At 74.0% G+C, this 15787-nt stretch carries 17 protein-coding genes and 1 other RNA gene; 10 read left to right on the forward strand and 8 right to left on the reverse strand.

Annotated features, from left to right (window positions below; all coding sequences use genetic code 11):
- Positions 1-2 precede the first annotated feature (2 nt).
- Positions 3-344 (forward strand): DUF2794 domain-containing protein, encoded by a 342-nt coding sequence (locus tag OG2516_RS09650; protein ID WP_007255475.1) that lies wholly within the window; start codon positions 3-5, stop codon positions 342-344.
- Positions 345-346: 2 nt separating this feature from the next.
- On the opposite strand, the gene OG2516_RS09655 is transcribed toward OG2516_RS09650, so the two are convergent.
- The 3 genes from OG2516_RS09655 to OG2516_RS09665 are packed head-to-tail and all read right to left on the reverse strand — an operon-like array spanning position 347 to position 3067.
- Positions 347-1189: a C40 family peptidase gene (locus OG2516_RS09655; RefSeq protein WP_007255476.1), complete on the reverse strand. Its 843-nt coding sequence runs from the start codon at positions 1187-1189 to the stop codon at positions 347-349.
- A complete protein-coding gene (locus tag OG2516_RS09660) occupies positions 1186-2601 on the reverse strand; it encodes a leucyl aminopeptidase family protein (protein WP_007255477.1) in 1416 nt (471 codons plus the stop codon). Before OG2516_RS09660 ends, OG2516_RS09655 begins: the two co-directional genes overlap by 4 nt.
- A gap of 55 nt (positions 2602-2656) precedes the next feature.
- Entirely contained in the window at positions 2657-3067 is a 411-nt protein-coding gene (locus tag OG2516_RS09665; protein ID WP_007255478.1) for a hypothetical protein, read from the reverse strand.
- Positions 3068-3181: 114 nt separating this feature from the next.
- Between OG2516_RS09665 and OG2516_RS09670 the strand changes: the two genes are divergently transcribed.
- From OG2516_RS09670 to OG2516_RS09680, 3 genes are read left to right on the forward strand one after another with little or no spacing between them, the layout of a single operon-like run.
- Positions 3182-3829, forward strand: a complete 648-nt coding sequence (locus OG2516_RS09670; RefSeq protein ID WP_007255479.1) for a carbonic anhydrase — start codon at positions 3182-3184, stop codon at positions 3827-3829.
- The gene (locus OG2516_RS09675) at positions 3826-4623 is read left to right on the forward strand and encodes a metallophosphoesterase (protein ID WP_007255480.1); all 798 of its coding nucleotides are present in this window, start codon (positions 3826-3828) and stop codon (positions 4621-4623) included. Before OG2516_RS09670 ends, OG2516_RS09675 begins: the two co-directional genes overlap by 4 nt.
- The gene (locus tag OG2516_RS09680; RefSeq protein WP_007255481.1) at positions 4620-4976 is read left to right on the forward strand and encodes a VOC family protein; all 357 of its coding nucleotides are present in this window, start codon (positions 4620-4622) and stop codon (positions 4974-4976) included. Before OG2516_RS09675 ends, OG2516_RS09680 begins: the two co-directional genes overlap by 4 nt.
- On the opposite strand, the gene OG2516_RS09685 is transcribed toward OG2516_RS09680, so the two are convergent.
- A complete protein-coding gene (locus OG2516_RS09685; protein ID WP_007255482.1) occupies positions 4973-7015 on the reverse strand; it encodes a DEAD/DEAH box helicase in 2043 nt (680 codons plus the stop codon). The genes OG2516_RS09680 and OG2516_RS09685 overlap by 4 nt on opposite strands.
- Before the next feature lie 146 nt (positions 7016-7161).
- Complete coding sequence (locus OG2516_RS09690) at positions 7162-7611, reverse strand: PRC-barrel domain-containing protein (protein WP_007255483.1); 450 nt, start codon at positions 7609-7611, stop codon at positions 7162-7164.
- A gap of 131 nt (positions 7612-7742) precedes the next feature.
- On the opposite strand from OG2516_RS09690, the gene OG2516_RS09695 reads away from it, so the two are divergent.
- Both OG2516_RS09695 and mnmH read left to right on the forward strand, forming a co-directional pair.
- Positions 7743-8378 carry a DUF998 domain-containing protein gene (locus tag OG2516_RS09695; RefSeq protein ID WP_007255484.1) on the forward strand — a complete coding sequence of 212 codons (636 nt, stop codon included), beginning with the start codon at positions 7743-7745 and terminating at the stop codon, positions 8376-8378.
- A 78-nt stretch (positions 8379-8456) separates the two neighbouring features.
- Complete coding sequence (gene mnmH / locus OG2516_RS09700) at positions 8457-9509, forward strand: tRNA 2-selenouridine(34) synthase MnmH (RefSeq protein ID WP_007255485.1); 1053 nt, start codon at positions 8457-8459, stop codon at positions 9507-9509.
- A gap of 30 nt (positions 9510-9539) precedes the next feature.
- Here mnmH and OG2516_RS09705 read toward each other — a convergent pair whose 3' ends face one another.
- Both OG2516_RS09705 and nudC read right to left on the reverse strand, forming a co-directional pair.
- On the reverse strand, positions 9540-10010 hold the full coding sequence (locus OG2516_RS09705; protein ID WP_007255486.1) for an SRPBCC family protein: 471 nt from the start codon (positions 10008-10010) through the stop codon (positions 9540-9542).
- Positions 10011-10050: 40 nt separating this feature from the next.
- The gene (nudC, locus tag OG2516_RS09710; RefSeq protein WP_007255487.1) at positions 10051-10995 is read right to left on the reverse strand and encodes an NAD(+) diphosphatase; all 945 of its coding nucleotides are present in this window, start codon (positions 10993-10995) and stop codon (positions 10051-10053) included.
- A 91-nt stretch (positions 10996-11086) separates the two neighbouring features.
- Here nudC and OG2516_RS09715 point away from each other — a divergent pair, with 91 nt between their 5' ends.
- Positions 11087-12976 carry a bifunctional 2',3'-cyclic-nucleotide 2'-phosphodiesterase/3'-nucleotidase gene (locus OG2516_RS09715; protein WP_007255488.1) on the forward strand — a complete coding sequence of 630 codons (1890 nt, stop codon included), beginning with the start codon at positions 11087-11089 and terminating at the stop codon, positions 12974-12976.
- 45 nt (positions 12977-13021) lie between these two features.
- Positions 13022-13118: signal recognition particle sRNA small type (gene ffs, locus OG2516_RS19535), an RNA gene on the forward strand.
- A gap of 74 nt (positions 13119-13192) precedes the next feature.
- Here ffs and OG2516_RS09720 read toward each other — a convergent pair.
- On the reverse strand, positions 13193-14200 hold the full coding sequence (locus tag OG2516_RS09720) for an NAD(P)/FAD-dependent oxidoreductase (protein WP_007255489.1): 1008 nt from the start codon (positions 14198-14200) through the stop codon (positions 13193-13195).
- 48 nt (positions 14201-14248) lie between these two features.
- Here OG2516_RS09720 and mnmC2 point away from each other — a divergent pair, with 48 nt between their 5' ends.
- Complete coding sequence (gene mnmC2, locus OG2516_RS09725) at positions 14249-14905, forward strand: tRNA (5-methylaminomethyl-2-thiouridine)(34)-methyltransferase MnmC2 (protein WP_007255490.1); 657 nt, start codon at positions 14249-14251, stop codon at positions 14903-14905.
- Entirely contained in the window at positions 14902-15774 is an 873-nt protein-coding gene (locus OG2516_RS09730) for a DMT family transporter (RefSeq protein WP_007255491.1), read from the forward strand. The genes mnmC2 and OG2516_RS09730 overlap by 4 nt, the downstream gene beginning before the upstream one ends.
- Positions 15775-15787 lie beyond the last annotated feature (13 nt).

Raw genomic sequence — 15787 nt, forward strand, 5'->3', positions numbered from 1 at the left:
GCATGACGATGCAGCCCCCCGTGCCGTTCCCCCTGCCTGCGGATCAGCAGGTCGCCTTCCACCGCACCGAGCTGTCGCCGATCCTGTCGCTCTACGGGCGCATGGTCGCGGCCGGCGAGTGGCGCGACTACGGCATCTCCTGCCTGCGCGACGCGGCGGTCTTCTCGGTCTTCCGCCGCACCGCAGAGCACCCGCTCTACCGCATCGAGAAGCGGCCCAAGCTGCGGCTGCGGCAGGGGCAGTACGCGGTGATCGGCTTCGAGGGCCAGGTGCTCAAGCGCGGCAACGACCTGCGGCAGGTGCTGCGGGTGCTCGAGCGCAAGCTGATCCGCGTCGTCGAGTAGCCTCAGCCGAGCCGGCGGCGGCTCGTCACCGGCCCGTCGCCCTGCGCCTCGATCCGCGCCAGCGCCTCGTTCATCGGCTCGTAGGCGACGGCCATGTGGTGCGCGTTGGCGTGGAGCAGCAGCCCCGGCCCCGCCGCCCACGCCACGTGGCCCTTCCAGAACAGCAGGTCGCCCCGCTGCGCCGGTTCGCCCTGCCGCAGCGCGCGGCCGAGGCGGCGCTCCTGCTGATCGCTGTCGCCGGGGCAGGCGATGCCGCAGGCGGTGCAGGCGGCCTGCACCAGCCCCGAACAGTCGAGCCCCAGCGCGCTGTTGCGGCCCCAGCAATAGGGCGTGCCGAGCAGCCGCTCGGCGACGGCGACGGGATCGCGCTCGGGATCGTCGAGCGGTCGCAGGTGGTTGGCGGGCACGTAGCCGACGTTCGTCGCGCACCAGCGCCCCTCCCGCCCCGTCACCCGGAGGCGCGCGCCGAGGCCCAGCAGCGGCCCGTCCTCCATCGACTTGAACGCCGGCGCGCCCAGCGCCTGGGTCATCCGCACCGCCACGATGTGCGTCGCCTCGACCGGCGCGGCCAGCCCGGCGGCCTCCACGTGCCCGACATAGCCGTCCTTCTCGCCGAAGCCGAAGGCCAGCCCGTCGCGCTCCTCGAGGACCCGGAACGTCTCGCCGAACAGCAGCTCGCGCTCGCGCGGGCCGCCGGGGCGGGCGACCAGCTCGAGCCGCGGCCGCGCGACGCTCTGCGCCGTCCCCTCGCTGAACCGCTCCGCCGCGACCAGCCCCTCGAGCGAGACATGGGCGACGCGCGCGTTGGCGGGCCGCTCGCGCGGATCGGCGGGCGCGCCGCTCACAGCTCCAGCACCTTGGGCAGCGCCGCGAACAGCGCCCGCGCCCCCATGCCGACACCGCCCTTCGGCCGCCCCGGCGCGGCGGCCTGGTTCCAGCCGTAGATGTCGAAGTGCATGTAGCGCGGCGTCTCGGTGACGAAGCGGCGCAGGAACAGCGCCGCGGTGATCGACCCGGCCATGCCGCCCGACGGCGCGTTGTCGAGGTCGGCCATCTGCGGCTCGATCATCGCCTCGTAGGGCTCGTGGTAGGGCAGCCGCCAGACCGGATCGGCGACGGCCGCCCCCGCCTCGGCGAGCGCCGCGGCGCTGGCGTCGTCGGTGGCGTAGAACGGCGCGAGGTCCGGCCCCAGCGCCACCCGCGCCGCGCCGGTCAGCGTCGCCATCGACACCACCAGCGCGCCCGGCTCCTCGTCGGCCAGCGCCAGCGCGTCGGCCAGCACCAGCCGGCCCTCGGCGTCGGTGTTGTTGATCTCGACCGACAGCCCCTTGCGCGAGGGCAGGATGTCGCCCGGGCGGAAGGCGTCGCCGGCAACGGCGTTCTCGACGGCCGGGATCAGCACCCGGAGCCGCACCGGCGTGCCGGTCGCCATGATCATGTGCGCCAGCCCCAGCACCGTCGCCGCGCCGCCCATGTCCTTCTTCATCAGCGCCATCGACGCGCCGGGCTTGAGGTTGAGCCCGCCGGTGTCGAAGCACACGCCCTTGCCCACCAGCGTCAGCGCGGGGCCGGCGTCGCCCCAGCGCATGTCGATCAGCCGCGGCGCCCGGTGCGGCGCGGCGGCGCGGCCGACGGTGTGGATCAGCGGCAGGTCGTTCGCGAGCAGCTCGTCCGCCCCCGTGACCGTCACCTCGGCCCCGAAGCGCGCGCCCAGCTTCCGCGCCGCCTCCTCGAGCTCGGCCGGGCCCATGTCGTTGGCTGGTATGTTGATGAGGTCGCGCGTCAGCCACTCGCCCTCGGCGATCGCCTCGAGCCGGCCCGCGTCGACCCCCTCGGGCGCGACCAGCCGCGCCTCCGCCGCGCCGCCCTGCCCGCCGCCTTGCTCCGCGCCCGCCTTGTAGCGGGTGAACCGGTAGCCCTCGAGCAGCCAGCCCAGCGCCGCCTCTTCCGCTTCGGCCGCGCTCAGCTCGCCCGCGAGCCGCCAGTCGCCCGCCGGCAGGCGCGTGGCGGCGGCCGCCGCGGCGAAGCGGGTCCGCGCCCGGCGCGCCTGCGGCCCCAGCCCGACGAGCGCCCCGGCGACGCCGCCATCCTCGCCCGGCAGCAGCAGCACCTCGCCCGGCCCCGCGCCGAAGCTCTGCGCGCCGATCCAGGCGCGGGCGGGCCCGGGCAGGCCGGCGGCGAGCGCGTCGAGCCCCTCCGGGGCGACGGGGTAGAGCGGCAGGGCAGCGGCGGCGGGCTTGGCGAAACGTGGCGGCATGGGAGCTCCTCTCGAATTCGCGCCGACACTAAGCTTCGTACCGCCGGCTGCAAGGTCACGACCGGGCGTCCCAGATGTCGAACATCGAGCGGTCGCCCACCCGCGTCAGCCGCGACAGCGTGGCCCCGAGCGCCGTGGTATCGCCCCGCGCGAGGCAATCCGTGACAGCCGCCGCCACCTGCGCCACCGAGATCAGCCCGATGCGCAGCGCGATGCCCGAGATCTCGCCGTTGGTCTGCGCCAGGTCGCCCAGCCGCCCCTCGCAATAATCCCGCGCCGCCCGTGAGAGCAGGTCTTCCATCCGCCCCACCGCCCCGCAGACCAGCTCTTCCGCCGCCGCCTCGCCCTTCTCGGCGTGCAGCCGCGCCAGCAGCTCACGGTCGATCCGGACACCCTCGGCGGGGCACAGCCGCGTCGGCAGCGCCGCGGCATCGATCGGCGGGGGGATGGGAAATTCGCAGCTCATCCCACGGCTCATAGCCCGCGGCGGTTTCCAATCGCTGAACCGCCCGTGCAGAAATAGCTCGAAAGTCGGCTAAATTGCCCCTACTCCACCGACGAGCCAAAGAGAGGGACCCCAATGCAGCACGCCCGCCCCCTGCCCGGATACCTGGTCAAGCGCTACCACGGCTGGAAGGCCACGACCTACAGCGAGAACGAGGGCTGGTACCGTCACCTCGCCGCCCAGGGGCAGCACCCCCGCGCGATGGTCATCTCCTGCTGCGACAGCCGGGTCCACGTCACCTCGATCTTCGGGGCCGACACCGGCGAGTTCTTCATCCACCGCAACATCGCCAACCTCGTCCCCCCCTATGAGCCCGACGGCAACCAGCACGGCACCTCCGCCGCCGTCGAGTACGCCGTCACCGCGCTCAAGGTCGCCCACGTCATCGTGCTGGGCCATTCCGGCTGCGGCGGCGTGCAGGGCTGCTACGAGATGTGCGAGGGCCGGGCGCCGCAGCTCGAGGAAAAGTCGAGCTTCGTCGGCCGCTGGATGGACATCCTGCGCCCCGGGTTCGAGCGCCTCGGCCCCGGCACCGACGCCGAGCGGCGCGGCGCGCTGGAGAAGCAGGCGGTGCTCGTCTCGCTCGCCAACCTGATGAGCTTCCCGTTCGTGAAGGACGCGGTCGAGGCCGGCACCCTGTCGCTGCACGGGCTGTGGAACGACATCGGCGCCGGCGGGCTCGAGGCCTACGACCCCGCCACCGACAGCTTCCGCCAGGTTTGAACGTGACCCGACCGATCTACGCCGTGGGCGACATCCACGGCCACCCCGACAAGCTCGACCGCGCGCTCGACCTCGTCGCCGCCGACGGCGGCGCGGACGCGCCGATGGTCTTCCTCGGCGACTTCACCGACCGCGGCCCCGACAGCCGTGGCGTGCTCGACCGCCTCGTCGCGGGCCGCGACGCCGGGCGCGACTGGCGCTTCGTCCTCGGCAACCACGACCGCATGTTCCTGCGCTTCGTCACCCGTGGCGAGGTGCGCGACAGCCGCATCGAGTCGGGCAAGGGCTGGCTCCACCCCGCCCTCGGCGGCGGCGCGACGCTGCTCTCCTACCTCGACCTCCCCGGCTTCCGGCACCCGAGCGGCGGCGGCCTCGACACGCTGGCGACGGAGGGCCTCGACGACGGCCCCGACGCCCTCGTCGCCGAGCTGGCCGAGGCCGCCCGCGCGCAGGTGCCGTCGGCGCATGTCGACTTCATCGAGAGCCTGCCGCTCTACATCGAGGACGACGACGTGCTCTGGGTCCATGCCGGCCTGCGCCCCGGCGTGCCGCTCGCCGAGCAGGACGAGGACGACCTGCTCTGGATCCGCGACGGCTTCCTCGAGCACGATGCCAGCTTCGGCCCGCTCGTGGTCCACGGTCACACCTGGCTCGACGCGCCGACCCACTTCGGCAACCGCATCGACCTCGACGGCGGCGCCGCCTTCGGCAACCCGCTCGTCCCGGCCGTCTACGACGGGCGCGACTGGTTCACCCTGTCCGACGCCGGCCGCACCCCCCTGACCGCGCCGTGAGGCTCGACCACCTGCAGATCGCCATCCCCGCCGGCGGCGAGCCCGGGGCCCGCGCCTTCTGGACCGGCCCCGTCGGGATGCGCGAGACCCCAAAGCCCGCCGCCCTCGCGGGGCGCGGCGGGCTGTGGCTCGTGGCGGGCGAGGTGGAGCTGCATCTCGGCGTCGATCCGGGCTTCCGCCCCGCCGCCAAGGCGCATCCCGGCTTCGCCGTCCCCGACCTCGACGCCCTCGCCGAGCGGCTCGAGGCCGCCGGCCACCCGCCGCGCTGGGACGACGCGATCGCCGGGCGCCGCCGCTTCTTCTGCGACGACCCGTTCGGCAACCGCCTCGAATTCCTGGAGGGCCGGGCCTAGTCCTTGCGGCGCGGCGGCTCGCCGCCGGGGCGACGCGGCCCGGCGGGCTTGCCCTTGCCCGGACCGCCCGGCTTGCCGGCGAACTTGCCCGGCTTGGAGAACTTGCCCTTCGGCTTCTCCCCCGGCTTGCCGAACTTGCCCTTGGGCTTTTCGCCCGGCTTGCCGAACTTCCCGGCGGGCTTGCCGAACTTGCCCGACGGCTTCTCGCCCGGCTTGCCCTTCTTGAACGGCTTGCCCTCGCCCTTCGGCACCTTCTTCCAGACCGGCTTCGCCTTCACCTCCGGCTCCGCCGTCTCTCGGCCCTCCGTCTCGGGCAGCAGCGCGGGGCGGGACGCCTTCGGCTTGGGCGGACGCGGGGCCTCGTCAGCCGTACGCTCGGGCCGCTCCGCCCGCTCGGGCCGCGGCTCCGCCTTGCGCTCGGGCTTCGGCGGCCGCGGCGCGCTCGGCTGCGGGCGGGCGCTGTAGTCCGGAACCCCCTCGAGCAGCCGCGCGCGGATGCCGTCCTCGAGCTGCCCCGCCTCGCCGATCTCGGCGAAGAACCCGGCCACCGCCGGCTCCGACAGCTCCACGTAGCTCTCGTCCTTCACCACCCGGATCGCGCCGATGGCCGACTTGTCGAGCCCCCCGGCCCGGCACAGCAGCGGCAACAGCCAGCGCGGCTCCGCCCGCTGCTCGCGGCCCACCGAGAGCGCGATCCAGCGGCTCGGCCCGAACGGCTTGCGCTCCTTCGCCGGCGGCTTGGCGTCGGGCGGCGACAGCTCCTCGGGGGCGCTGTGGCGCTCGCGGTAGAGCCGCAGGTAGGCGGCCGCGATCCGCTCCGGCGCATGGGCGGCGGCGAGGCGGGCGGCGAACTCGGCATCCTCCGCCGCGATCTCCTCGCTCCAGACGGGATCGGCCAGCAGCCGCTCCTCGTCGCGCGCGAGGATGTCCTCGGCGCTCGGCGCGGTGATCCACTCGGCGCTGATCTTCGCCCACTTGAGCAGCCGCTCGGCGCGCTTGACCATCTTCGGCGGCACCACCAGCGCCGAGATGCCCTTGCGCCCGGCGCGCCCCGTCCGGCCCGAGCGGTGCAGCAGCCCCTCCACGTTCGTCGGCAGCTCCGCGTGGACCACGAGGTCGAGGTTCGGCAGGTCGATCCCCCGCGCCGCCACGTCCGTCGCCACGCAGACCCGCGCCCGCCCGTCGCGCATCGCCTGCAGCGCGTGGGTGCGCTCGTTCTGGCTCAGCTCGCCCGACAGCGACACCACCGCGAAGCCCCGGTTGGAGAACCGCGCCGTCAGCCGCGCCACCATCGCGCGGGTGTTGGCGAAGACGATGGCGTTCTCGGCGTCGTGGAAACGCAGGATGTTGATGATCGCGTTCTCCGCGTCCTGCTGCGCCACCTTCACCGCCTGGTAGGCGATGTCGGCGTGCTGCTTGCCGGTCGACTGGGTCGACACCCGCACCGCGTCGCGCTGGTAGTGCTTGGCCAGCGTCGCGATCATCGGCGGCACCGTGGCCGAGAACATCAGCGTGCGCCGGTCCTCGGGCGCGGCGGCGAGCATGAACTCGAGGTCCTCGCGGAAACCGAGGTCGAGCATCTCGTCGGCCTCGTCGAGCACCACCGCGCGGATCGACTCCAGCTCCAGCGAGCCGCGCTGGATGTGGTCGCGCAGCCGCCCGGGCGTGCCGACGACGATGTGCGCGCCGCGCTCCAGCGCGCGCCGCTCGCTGCGCATGTCCATGCCGCCGACGCACGACGTCACCTGCGCCCCGGTGCGCGCGTAGAGCCACTCGAGCTCGCGCCGCACCTGGAACGCCAGCTCCCGCGTCGGCGCCACGATCAGCGCCAGCGGCGCCGCGGCGGGGCCCATCCGCTCCTCGCCGGCCAGCAGCGTCGGCGCGATGGCGAGCCCGAAGCCCACCGTCTTGCCCGAGCCGGTCTGCGCCGAGACCAGCAGGTCGGCCTGCTCCAGCGCGGGGTCGGTCACCGCCTCCTGGACGGCGGTCAGGGTCTCGTAGCCACGCTCGGACAGCGCTTCGGACAGGGTATGGTGCATGCGGATGGGTACCGATCAGGTGGGGCGGCGCCGCGCGGGGCGCTCTCGCCGGGAAGAAAGACCCGCCCCTCTACAGCGCCCCGGCGCAAAAGGAAAGGGCGCGGAGGTCTCCCCCCGCGCCCCGGTTCCGTCCGGCTCGGCCCGGCTCAGTCCCAGAAGCCCTCGTCGATGCCCTCGAGCGCCTCGAGGTCTTCCTCGTTCAGGCGGGTGACGTAGGCGTATTCCTGGTCGTCCACCGCGACGAGGCTGATGTCGTCGACCGACACCATCACGTGCTTGTCGCCGATGTCGAGGAAGCCGCCCACCTCGGCGACGAGGCCGATCATCTGGCCGTCACGCGACAGCACGATGTCCTCGATCTCGCCGATCGACTCCCAGCCGTCGCCGACCGTGTCGTAGACGTTGGCGGAGTCCCAGCCTTCGTCGTCGGCCTCGTTGGTCGTGTAGATCGTGCCGCCGGTGATGTCGCGGCTGCGGATCAGGTCGGCCTGCATGGTGTTCAGGTCGGCGCTCGCGATGCTCATCGTGTGCGTCTCGGCGACGGCACCGGTGGCGAACACGGAGAGGGCGAGGGCGCTGGCGGTCATCAGTTTCATGTCTCTAGCCTTTTCAGCTGTTGCATTTCCTGAGCCATCAACAGCCGCCCAACGGCAGAGTTCCCCGCGGCGCTGGAACAATTTCCCCTCAGCCGACGGAACCTTCACCATCTTCCGCAGCTTCTTCCTCCATGCGTCCCGGCCCCCTCTCCACCGAGCACCTGCGCTCCGAGCTCCTGATCACGCTGGCCGCCATCACGTGGCTCGGCTGCGTCTCCCTCGTCGCCGGCACCCTCATCGCGCCGTTCTACGTGCCAAACTACGACTGGGTCGCCGACACGATCAGCGATCTGGCGGCGGGCGAGACCGAGATCATCATGGACATCGCCCTCTACGGCTACGCCGCCGCCCTGTTCGCCGCTGCCATCGGCGCGGGCCACCTGCACCTCGGCGGCAACGGCTGGAGCGTCGGCACCCTGAGCCTCGCGCTCCTCGCCGCCACCGTCATCGTCGTCGGCGCGCGCAACGAATACGGCGACGACGACAGCGACGGCATCGTGATCCACGTCTATCTGACCTACATCCTCGGCGTCTTCTTCGCCCTCGGCCCGCTCGTCATGGCCCCGGGCGCGGGCCATGCCGGGCGCGGCTGGCGCTGGGTGTTCCTCTTCGCCGGCATCGCCTGGGCGATCCTCGCGCCGATCTTCTACTTCCTGCCCACCCACATCGACGGCGTCTACGAACGCATGCTCGGCGGCATCACCCTCGTCTGGCTCGGCGCCCTCGGATGGATCTTCCTGCGGCAGGGGCTCTCCCTGCGCCCCTGACGCCCCCGTCGCCCCCGGCCTACCCTCTCACCGGCCACACCCCTTCCGGCCCGGCCCCGCCCACGCTACACCCGGCCCATGCCGCTGACCTTCCCGACCCTCGCCGACCTCCTCGCCCACGGCTACGACACCGTCATCGACGTGCGCAGCCCCGCCGAGTTCGCCGAGGATCACGTCCCCGGCGCGATCAACCTCCCCGTCCTCGACGACGCCGAACGCGCCGAGGTCGGGACGATGTACGTCCAGCAGAGCCCCTTCCTCGCCCGCAAGATCGGCGCGGCGAAGGTGTTCCGCAACGCCGCCGACCACATCGCCGGGCCGCTCGCGCACAAGGAGGGCGGCTGGCGGCCGCTGGTCTATTGCTGGCGCGGCGGCCAGCGCTCGGGCAGCTTCACCTGGATGCTGCAGCAGATCGGCTGGCGCGCCGAAAGCGTCGCCGGCGGCTACCAGAGCTACCGCCGCCTGATCCACGCCGCGCTCTACGGCCCGCCCCTGCCGCACCGCTTCGTGCTGCTCGACGGCAATACCGGCACCGCCAAGACCGACCTGCTCCACCGCCTCGCCGCGCGCGGCGTGCAGGTGATCGACCTCGAGGGGCTGGCCAACCACCGCGGCTCCCTGCTCGGCGAGCGCCCCGGCGGGCAGCCCTCGCAGAAGGGCTTCGAGAGCGCCCTCGCCGGCATCCTCGACGGGCTCGACCCGGCGCGGCCGGTGCTGGTGGAGGCCGAGAGCAACAAGGTCGGCGACATCCTGATCCCGCCCGCCCTGTGGCTGGCGATGAAGGCCGCGCCGCGCATCGAGGTGACGGCCCCGCTCGAGGCGCGCACCGCCTACCTCACCGCCGCCTACCACGACATCCTCTCCGACGCCCCCCGCCTCACCGAGCGCCTTCGCCCGCTGATCGCGCATCGGGGCCGGGAAGTGGTCGAGGGCTGGCTGGCGCTGCTGGCGGCGGGCGACAAGCCGGCGCTGACCCGCGCGCTGATGGAGCAGCACTACGACCTCGCCTACGCCAAGTCGCGCAAGACCTACGAGCCGAGGCTGCTGGCCACCATCAGCGCCGACAGCCTCGACGCAGACGGCCAGGAGCAGACCGCGGCCCGGATCGACGCAACGCTCGCAAGATACTGATATTGCGCAACATCTTCCCCGCGGGGAAGGTCAGGCCCGCCCGGCTCGGCGGCGCTTCTCGATGGTGCGGGCGAGGTCGTCGATCCGCTTGTCGAGCCGCGCCTCGAGCGAGCCCTTCGCCAGCTTGAGCGACTGCAGCATCAGCCGCGCCGCCAGCGTCGTCGGCCGCAGCTCCTGCGCGAACAGCAGCCGCGTCCGGTCCTGCGCCAGCGCCACCAGCTCGACGCTCGTCTCGCCCTCGAGCCCCGACGACACGCTCGTGATCCGGTAGCCCTCGGGCGGCTCGAACCGGCTCACCGTCGCCGTCACCTCGCGCCGCTTGCCGCGAAAGTCGAACTCCACCTGCCAGCGCGCGCCCGCCTCGGTGCGGGTGCCGCCGTCGAGCCGCTCGATCCGCGCGCCCCGGCGCAGCGCCCAGCGCTCGAAGCCGCTGAAGTCGGAGAGCGCCTCGAACACCGTCTCGATCGGCGCCTCGATATCTTCGCGGGTGGAGAATTTCATCTGCTGCCGGCCCCTTGTCGAAGGTCGGGAAGTTGTCGCGTCAATCCAGCCGGTCCGCAAGCCAGTTGTGCATCAGGAAATGCGCGATCGACCCGGCCCGCGCGGGCTGGATCGACTCGTCGCGGCCCGCGAACACGTCGAGCAGCCGCTCCCGGCTCACCCACTCCGCCGCCTCGATCTCCACCGGGTCGAGCGTCAGCGCCTCGGTCTCCGCGACGCCCCGGCAGCCGATCATCAGCGATGTCGGGAACGGCCACGGCTGGCTGGCGAGGTAGTCCACCCGCCCGACCCGCACGCCGGTCTCCTCCGCCACCTCCCGGCGCACCGCCGCCTCGATCGTCTCGCCCGGCTCGACGAAGCCCGCGAGCAGCGAGTACATCCGCTCCGGCCAGTGCGGCGAGCGCCCGAGAAGGAGCGAATTGCCCCGCGTTATCAGCATGATGACCACCGGGTCCGTGCGCGGGAAGTGCCGCCCGCCGCATTGCGGGCAGACCCGCTGCCAGCCGCCCATCTCCATGCGCGAGGCATTGCCGCAGACCGCGCAGAAGCCGTGGCTCGCGTGCCAGCCGAAGAGCGCCTTCGCCGTCGCCGCCACCTCCGCGTCGCGCGGCGAGAGCCCGGTCATCACCGCGCGCAGCTCGAGGAACCGGCTGCCCTCGGGCAGGTCCGGGTGGCGCTGCTCGGTCGGGTCGAGGAAGCCGTCCTCGGGCAGCTCGTCGGGTGCCCAGCCGGAGATGTCGCTGCCGAACAGCGGCGCGCCGTCCTCGCGGCCGAGCAGCACCGGCGGCCCCTCCACCCCCGGCACCTCCGCCAGCGGCAGACGCAGCACCGCGAGCTCCGCCTCGCCCGTCACCAGCACCTTGCCGCGCCACAGCAGCACCGTCCGCGCCGCCGGATCGGCGGCCAGCGTGGCGGCGTCGCCGCGCAGCTCGGCCGCCCTGTCGAGGCCGGAGCCTCCGAATGTCACCTGTTCCGCAATCCGCATTCCGGCTGGGTCGCACGGCCCGCGGGGCCGCGCAATCGCCTTTCCCCTTGCGCCGCGCGTGACATTCCTTAGGGTTGCATCCGGGGCAAGAGTGGATAACCGGAAGGAGAGTGCGCTCATCCTCACCCGCCCGTTCACCCCCACGGCGACGCGCACCGTGCTGCGGGTCTTCGAGACAACGGACCTGCACACCCACCTGCTCGGCTACGATTACTACGCCGACCGCCCCGACGCCACGACCGGCCTCGCCCGCACCGCCAGCCTGCTGCGCCCGCTGCGCCGGGCGGCGGCCAACAGCCTGCTGTTCGACAACGGCGACTTCCTGCAGGGCAGCCCGCTCGCCGACATCGCCGCCGAGGCCGGCACCGCCGCCGCCGCCATTGCGCCGCACCCGGCCATCGCGGCGATGAACGCGCTCGGCTACGACGCGGCGACGCTGGGCAACCACGAGTTCAACTACGGCCTCGACGTCCTCGCCCGCTGCCTCGCCGACGCGACCTTCCCGATCGTGTCCGCCAACGTGCGCAGCCGGGGCGGCGCGCCGCTCGCGGGGGTGACGCCGTGGGTCGTGCTCGAGCGGCGGCTGACCATGGGCGACGGGCGGCGGCGCAGGCTGCGCGTCGGCGTGATCGGCTTCGCGCCGCCGCAGATCACCCGCTGGGACAGCCACGTCCTCGGCGACGCGGTCGAGACGGAAGACATCGTCGCCAGCGCCCGCGCCGAGCTGCACCGGCTCAAGGCGGCGGGGGCGGAGCTGGTGATCGCGCTGTGCCACGCCGGGATCGGCAGCAGCGCGCACGCGCCGGGCATGGAGAACGCCGCCGTCCCCCTCGCCGCGCTCGAGGGGATCGACGTGGTGCTCGCCGGGCATGTCCACCGGGTGTTTCCCGGCCCGCACTTCGTTCCCGACGCGGCCGTCGACCCGGCGGCGGGGACGCTGCACGGCAAGCCCGCCGTCATGGCCGGCGCCAACGGCTCGCACCTCGGGCGCATCGACCTGCTGCTCGAGCGCCGCCAAGGCGGTAGCGGCGGCTGGCGCATCCTCTCCCACGAGGCCGCCGCCGAGCCGATCGGCGGCGCGGCGGCCGAGGACCCGGCCATCGTCGCCGCCGCGCGTCCCGCCCACCTCGCCGCGCTCGACGCCCTGCGCCGCCCCGTCGGCCATCTCGACGCGCCGCTGCGCAGCCACTGGGCGCTCGTCGCCCCCGACGCGGCGCTCACCCTGCTCGCCGACGCCCAGCGCGCCGCCGTCGCGCCGCTGCTGCCGCCGGGGCTGCCGCTGCTCGCGGCCGTCGCGCCGCTGCGCACCGGCGGGCTCGGCGGGGCGGGAAACTTCCTCGACATCCCCGCCGGCCCCGTCGCCTATCGCGCCGCCGCCGCGCTCTGCCTCTATCCCGACACGCTCACGGTGCTCGAGATCACCGGCGCGGGCCTCGCCGCCTGGCTGGAGCGCGCGGCGGCGCTGTTCTGCACCATCCGGCCCGGCGCCCCGCGCCAGCCGCTGATCCAGGGCGACGCGCCGGGCTTCAACTTCGACGTGATCCACGGGCTGACCTACGAGATCGACGTCTCCGCCCCGCCCCGCCACGCGCCCGACGGCCACCTCGTCGCGCCCGGGGCGCGCCGGGTGCGCGGCCTCGCCCATGCCGGCCGCCCCGTCGCCCCCGCCGACCGGTTCGCGCTGGTGACGACGAGCTTCCGCGCCACCGGCGGCGGCGGCTTCCCGGCCGAGACCGCCCGCCCGCTGCGCGTCGGGGCGATCGCCGCCCGCACCGCGCTGCTCGACGCCTTCGCCGCCGCCGACCGCCTCGTGCCGCGCGCCGAGCCGGTCTGGCGCTTCGCCCCGCTCGCGCAGCCGACGGAGGTGCTGTTCGAGACCGCCGCCGCCGCCCTCGCCGCGCCGCTGCCCCGCGTCGCGCGCGGCCTGCGCCACCTCGGCCCCGGCGAGAGCGGCTTCGCCCGCTTCGCGATCACGATCTGACCCGCCCCCTTGCAAGGCGCGCGCGGGGCGACTAGATCACCGCTCGAGAGGTTGGCGCGGGCAGGCGCCTCGCCAACCCGGTCAGGTCCGGAAGGAAGCAGCCGTAACGAGCCCCGCTTGGGTCGTTGTCCAGCCTCTCACCTCCCCACCCCATCGTCGCGTGGGCCGTCCGCCGGCGGCCGTGCATATTTATGGCCAGATGAAGCCGGGATTCGCTCAGGGGCGGAAGCCGGCGGGGATGCGGCCGTCGCGGCCCTCGAGGACGAGGTCGGCCATCGCCTCGCCCGCCAGCGGCGCCATGCCGAAGCCGATCTTGAAACCGCCGTTCGCGATGAATTGCCCCGCCCGCGCCGGGTGCGGCCCGAGCAGCGGCGCGCGGCTCCTGGCGCGCGGGCGCACCCCGGCCCAGCGCTCCACCACCGGCGCGCCGGCCAGCGCCGGGACGAGGGCGCGGGCGCGGGCGACGAGGGCGTCGAGCCGGTCGTCGGTCGTGTCGGGGGCGGCGAAGTCGCGCTCGGAGGTCGAGCCGATGGCGACAGTGCCGTCGGCGTGGGGGATGACGTGCAGGCCGTCGGCGAAGAGCTGCGGCCGCCTCGCCGGCAGCGCCAGCGCGAGCCGCGCCGCCTGTCCCTTCACCCCGGCCCCGCCGACCTCGGCCAGCCCGCGCCAGCCCGTCGCCCAGACCACCGCCCCCGCCTCCGCGCCCTCGGCGACCACCTCGCCGCCCAGCATCGCGACCGCCGCCGCGAGCGCCCGCGTCGCGCGGCGGGGGAAGAGGCGGCCCGAGAGCGTGTCGTGGACGAAGAGCCCCGTCGGGCTCGCCACGCCCCAGCCGCCGTCGCCCGCCACCACCTCCCAGCGCGCCGCCCCCTGCCAGAGCGCCGCCGCGCCCGTCGCGCGGGTCTTGGCCAGCGCCACCGCCGCGTCGTCGGCGAGGGGCTGGAGGCGGCCGCTGCGGGCGTAGCCGGGGTCCTCGCCCGAGAGCCCGGCGACGCCGCCCCACCAATCCTCGCCCATCAGCAGGCTCTCGAGCTGGAACGCCTTCTTGTCGTTCCAATGCTCGGGCACGTGCGGCGCGAGCGCGCCGACGATCCCGCCCGAGGCCCCGGCGGCGGGGCCGGCCGGGTCGATCACCCGCACCCGCGCGCCGCGCCGCGCGCAGGCGTAGGCCACCGCGAGGCCGAACACCCCGGCGCCCTTCACCGTCACATCCGGCGTTGCCATCCCTCGGCCTCCGCTCCATGGTCCCGCGCGGTTCTAGGGGAGACGGCAGTGCGGGGCCAGAGCGCCGAGATCGACTGGAAGGACGGCACCCCGGTGGCGCGGCGGTTCGACGATCCGTACTTCTCGCTCGCCGATGGCCCCGCCGAGACGGCGCACGTCTTCCTCGCCGGCAACGACCTGCCCGCGCGCTTCGCCGACGGCTTCCATGTCGCCGAGCTCGGCTTCGGGACCGGGCTGAACTTCCTGATGACGCTCGCCGCCTGGCGCGCCGCCGGGGCGCCGGGGCGGCTGCGCTTCACGAGCTTCGAGGCCTACCCGATGGCCACGCCCGACCTCGCCCGCGCCCTCGCCGCCTGCGGCGCGCCGCTCGCCGACACGCTGGCCGGCGGCGTGCCCGAGTCGCCGCTGGAGCTGGCCGACGCGACGCTGACGGTGATCGCGGGCGACGCGCGCGAGACCCTGCCGCGCTGGCGCGGGCGGGCCGACGCGTGGTTCCTCGACGGGTTCTCGCCGCCGAAGAACCCGGAGCTCTGGACCGACGCGCTGCTCGCCGAGGTCGCCCGCCACACCGCCCCCGGCGGCACCGCCGCGACCTACAGCGCCGCGGGCCACGTCCGCCGCGCGCTCGCGGCGGCGGGGTTCGCCGTCGACCGCGCGCCGGGCTACGGGCGCAAGCGGCACATGACGCGGGCGCGGCTGGCATGAGCGACCACCACCGCGGCATCGCCTTCATGGTCGCCACCACCCTCGTCTTCGCGCTGCAGGACGGCCTGTCGCGCCACCTGGGCGAGACCTACAACATCTTCATGGTGGTGATGATCCGCTACTGGTTCTTCGCCAGCTTCGTCATCGCCATCGCGCTGCGCCAGTCGGGCTCGATCCGCCGCGCGGCGGCGACGCGCCAGCCGGTCGTGCAGGTGTTCCGGGGGCTGCTGCTCAGCTTCGAGATCTGCGTCATGGTGGCCGCGTTCGTGCTGCTCGGGCTGATCGAGGGGCACGCGATCTTCGCCTGCTACCCGCTGCTGATCGCCGCGCTGTCGGGGCCGGTGCTGGGCGAGAAGGTCGGGTGGCGGCGGTGGTGCGCGATCGGGGTCGGGTTCGTCGGGATCCTGGTGATCCTGCAGCCCGGCAGCGGGGTGTTCACGCTGGCGGCGCTGGTGCCCTTCGCCTCGGCGCTGATGTTCGCGCTCTACGGGCTGCTAACGCGCTACGTCTCGGCCCGCGACAGCGCGGCGACGAGCTTCTTCTACACCGGGACGGTGGGGGCGGTGTCGATGACGCTGATCGGCCTGTGGTTCTGGGAGCCGATGGTGCCGCGCGACTGGGGCTGGATGGCGCTGTTGTGCGTCATGGGCGCGACGGGGCACTGGCTGCTGATCAAGGCCTACGAGGTGGCCGAGGCGTCGGCGGTGCAGCCGTTCGCCTACCTGCAACTGGTGTTCGCCTCGCTGCTGGGGTTCTTCGTGTTCGGCGAGACGCTGCGGACCAACGTGGCCGTGGGCGCGGGGCTGGTCGTGGCGGCGGGGGTGTTCACCCTGGTGCGGGCGCGGCGGGTGGCGGCGTCGGAGGGGTGAGGTGCGAGCGGGC

The sequence above is a fragment of the Oceanicola granulosus HTCC2516 genome (genome assembly GCF_000153305.1).
In the GTDB taxonomy this organism is placed as follows: Bacteria; Pseudomonadota; Alphaproteobacteria; order Rhodobacterales; family Rhodobacteraceae; genus Oceanicola; species Oceanicola granulosus.